Source organism: Candidatus Cyanaurora vandensis (assembly GCF_013285555.1).
GTDB classification, from domain to species: domain Bacteria; phylum Cyanobacteriota; class Cyanobacteriia; order Gloeobacterales; family Anthocerotibacteraceae; genus Cyanaurora; species Cyanaurora vandensis.
The window spans coordinates 1-3,561 of sequence record NZ_JAAXLT010000128.1 but is presented as its reverse complement, the minus strand read 5'-3'; the positions used below and the strand labels follow the sequence as shown (position 1 = coordinate 3,561).

The following is a 3,561-nucleotide window of genomic DNA, read 5'->3' as shown; positions in this document are numbered from 1 at the left end:
GCCGGGGGTTCGTTGATTGGGGTGGGGCGGCTCTCGTCGAACCGGGCAGTGAGTCTGTTGGCACGGGTTTATATTGATTTTTTTCGGGGTACGCCATTGTTGGTCCAGATTTTCATGATTTACTTTGGGCTGCCGGCTTTGATTCAAGGGTTTGGGCTGGACTTTACCTTTGACCGACTGGCGGCGGCGGTGCTGGCCTTGAGTCTCAACAGTGCAGCCTATATTGCTGAGATTGTCCGGGCGGGGATTCAGTCTATTGACCCGGGCCAAAAAGAAGCGGCCCAAGCGTTGGGGATGGATGCAACCCAGACGATGCAGTACGTCATCTTTCCCCAGGCGGTACGGCGGATGATCCCGCCTTTAGGTAATGAATTTATCACGATGCTCAAAGACACGAGTCTGGTGGCGGTGATTGGCTTTGAGGAGTTGTTTCGGCGCGGTCAGTTAATCGTGGCGGGGAACTACCGGGCTTTTGAAATCTATGCCGCTGTTGCTCTGGTCTATCTAACGCTGACCTTACTCTCCTCCCAGGTATTTAGTTTCCTTGAACGGTGGCTCAACCCCGTCCGCCAAGCTCCAAAGCCCACGCTGGAGCCCGTTCCCCTGAGTCGCTATAGTTAGACCACTCCGATATGGCCTTTTGGACTAGGTTGAATCCCCAAGTCGTATGATGAGGACGACTGACGAGCATGAATTGTGGGCGACGCATTAGAACAGGGTATGAACGCGTATCAGGCTGGGGATTATGAGCGGGCGGTCGCCGTCCTGGGGCAATTACTTGAGGAGGACCCCACCCAGGTTGCCGCCCGCCTCTGGCTCGGGGTCAGCATGGTTGCCCAGGGCGAGGAAGACCGGGCTATCTTTATGTTCAAGCGTGTCCTCAAGGAAACGACGGACCCCGAGATCCGGGCCTATGCTCAAGAGATGTTGACCCAACGGGGTATTAGCGTCGCCGAGGAACCTCTTGTGCCCGTTCTACCTCCCTCTGCCATGGCTCCCTGCAACATCAGCTTCAACAACCTCCTGCGCGAAATCTGTCTGCTCAGTGACCCAGAGCTTGTCGAAGTCCTGCCCTGGTTCCAGACCTATATTCAAGATGTGCAAGCTTTTGAGACGGGTCTAACAGCGGGGTTTAGGGGACGGGAGGCCAGTGCTTTGGTCCTGGCGGGTCTGTTGGGGCTCGATAGTCCGCGCCGTCAAGCCGAATGCAAAAGTCGGCTCCAGTCCTTTTTGAATGCACCCAACCGAGTCCGCGAACAAATTCTGGGGGTCTACTTGCGCTCCCTCGACCCCAGTGCTGGCGAGACCGGCGCGTTAAAGTAAAAACGTGACCTAGGAGCAGCCATGGGTTTTGACTATGACCTTTTTGTGATTGGCGGTGGGTCGGGTGGACTGGCAGCCTCGAAGCGGGCCGCAGCCCACGGCGCAAAAGTTGCCCTGGCCGAAGAAGACCTGATTGGCGGTACCTGTGTCATCCGTGGCTGTATTCCCAAAAAACTTATGGTCTATGCCTCCCACTTTTCGGACTACTACGAGGATGCCGTGGGCTACGGCTGGGAAGGGGTTACCGGTCAGTTTCATTGGAGCCGACTGATTGCCGCTAAAGACAAGGAAATCCAACGGCTCAACGACCTCCATACCCACTGGCTAACCGGGGCCGGGGTCACTCTTTTATCCCAGCGGGCGACGTTGCTGGATAATCACACAGTGCAAGTGGGCGAAACCCAGGTGACCGCCGCCAAGGTCTTGATTGCCGTGGGCGGGATACCCGTGCGGCCCTTGGCAATCCCCGGTATGGAATACACGCTTACTTCTAATGAGATGTTTCACCTACCCGTGCAACCGCGTCGGCTCGCAGTTCTAGGAGCGGGTTATATCGCGGTCGAGTTCGCGGGGATCATGCATGGTCTGGGGACGGAAGTGACCCAAATCATCCGGGGCGATAACCTGTTGCGCGGGTTTGACGATGACCTGCGGGCGATGGTCCGCGATGGTATGGAGCAGCACGGGATTAACCTGCGCTTCACGACCTTAATTGAAAAAATTGAGAAAAAGGATGACGGACTCGTAATCACCCTCTCTCAGGGCGACCCGATTGAAGTGGATGCGGTGTTGTGCGCCATTGGACGGGTTCCCCACGTCGAGGGGCTGGGGCTAGAGAATGCCGGGGTCGAAACCGTTCTCGGAGCGGTGAAAGTAGATGAATACAGCCGGACGACTCAGGCGAATATTTTTGCGGTCGGGGACTGCACTAACCGCATCAACCTCACTCCGATGGCGGTCGCGGAGGGCCGCGCCTTTGCTGATACCGAGTTTGGCAACCATCCCCGGACCATCAGTCAAGAACTCGTCCCCACGGCGGTTTTCTCGCAGCCAGAACTGGGTACGGTCGGGCTGACGGAGACGGAGGCGATGATTAAGTACGGCCCGGAGGCGGTGCGCTGTTTTCGCGCCAAGTTCCGCCCCCTCTATCACACGCTCAGTGGTCGCGCCGAAAAAACCCTGGTCAAATTGGTAGTCCACAGCCCTTCAGACAAGGTGCTGGGGGCACATATGGCGGGTCCGAGTGCGGCGGAAGTCATCCAGGGGATTGCCATCGCCCTCAATATGGGTGCGACTAAAAAAGACTTCGATACCACCATCGGGATTCACCCCTCAGTGGCGGAGGAGTTCGTTACCTTGCGCTGACTTAGATTTCCGCGCAGACTCCGGCTAATTCTTCCCGGCGTGACTCGGGGAGCATCCTGAGCCAGTTGCTGAACTCAATCGTAATAAAGGTACCCATCGCTTTTTCGCGGGTGCATTGGGGACAGCCATTGGCGGTCCGCAGGGCGGGCGGGAGTTGGGCCGGGGTGGTCAGGACCACGGCGGCAGTGCGGCGGCGGTCATTTTCAATCTTGATCTCTTTAAGTAGCTTCTCTGTCTCTTTGTTGCAAATCGGGACGATGCGGTAGGACATGGGAATTTTTTGGATTTGGGGAGCGGACTTCACAAAGGAAAGTTCTTCCAAAAGAGCGGCTTTTTGGTCCACGGTCTTCACCGGACCCGTCTGGGTAGCGGCTTCTTCCGGGGCAGCCAGGACCATTGGACTCACAGCAATAAGCAGTAACCACAGGAAAGGGACGGTCTTCATGGCAAGCATCGTTGGGCGACAGAGATAGAATAACTCTATACATACCCTATTTACGGGTCTACGCTGTCCCAGGTTGCCGATGAACACCGTGAATTATCTACGCATCAGTCTGATTGACCGCTGTAACTTCCGGTGTTCCTACTGTATGCCCGAGGCTGAAGAACTCGCCTACCTCCAAAGTCAGGAAACGCTGACTGATACTGAGCTTTTGTACCTAGTCCGTGGAGTCTTTGTGCCCTTGGGGATTAACCGTTTTCGCTTGACGGGCGGAGAGCCTTTGTTACGCCGGGGGGTGGTTTCTCTGGTGGAACAATTAGTTCAAACGCCTGGGGTCATGGACGTGTCTCTTACTACTAACGGTTATCTGTTAGAGCACATGGCGGCGGATCTCTATCAGGCGGGGTTGCGTCGGATCAACATCAGCTTGG

At 56.2% G+C, this 3,561-nt stretch carries 5 protein-coding genes; 4 read left to right on the top strand and 1 reads right to left on the bottom strand.

The annotated features are described in order from the left end of the window. The 3 genes from HFM78_RS08885 to gor all read left to right on the top strand — a co-directional run. A partial coding sequence (locus HFM78_RS08885; RefSeq protein ID WP_287129080.1) for an amino acid ABC transporter permease occupies positions 1-621 on the top strand: 621 nt, incomplete at its 5' end. 75 nt (positions 622-696) lie between these two features. Then, positions 697-1,323, top strand: coding sequence for a tol-pal system YbgF family protein (locus HFM78_RS08880; protein WP_287129079.1), 627 nt, complete (start codon positions 697-699; stop codon positions 1,321-1,323). A 21-nt stretch (positions 1,324-1,344) separates the two neighbouring features. Further along, positions 1,345-2,688 carry a glutathione-disulfide reductase gene (gene gor, locus HFM78_RS08875; protein WP_287129078.1) on the top strand — a complete coding sequence of 448 codons (1,344 nt, stop codon included), beginning with the start codon at positions 1,345-1,347 and terminating at the stop codon, positions 2,686-2,688. Between the two features lies 1 nt (position 2,689). Here the strand turns inward: gor and HFM78_RS08870 are convergent, their stop codons facing one another. Further along, positions 2,690-3,133: a hypothetical protein gene (locus HFM78_RS08870; RefSeq protein WP_287129077.1), complete on the bottom strand. Its 444-nt coding sequence runs from the start codon at positions 3,131-3,133 to the stop codon at positions 2,690-2,692. Positions 3,134-3,212: 79 nt separating this feature from the next. Between HFM78_RS08870 and HFM78_RS08865 the strand changes: the two genes are divergently transcribed. Continuing rightward, positions 3,213-3,561, top strand: a 349-nt coding sequence (locus HFM78_RS08865; RefSeq protein WP_287129076.1) for a radical SAM protein, incomplete at its 3' end; no start/stop codon positions are given.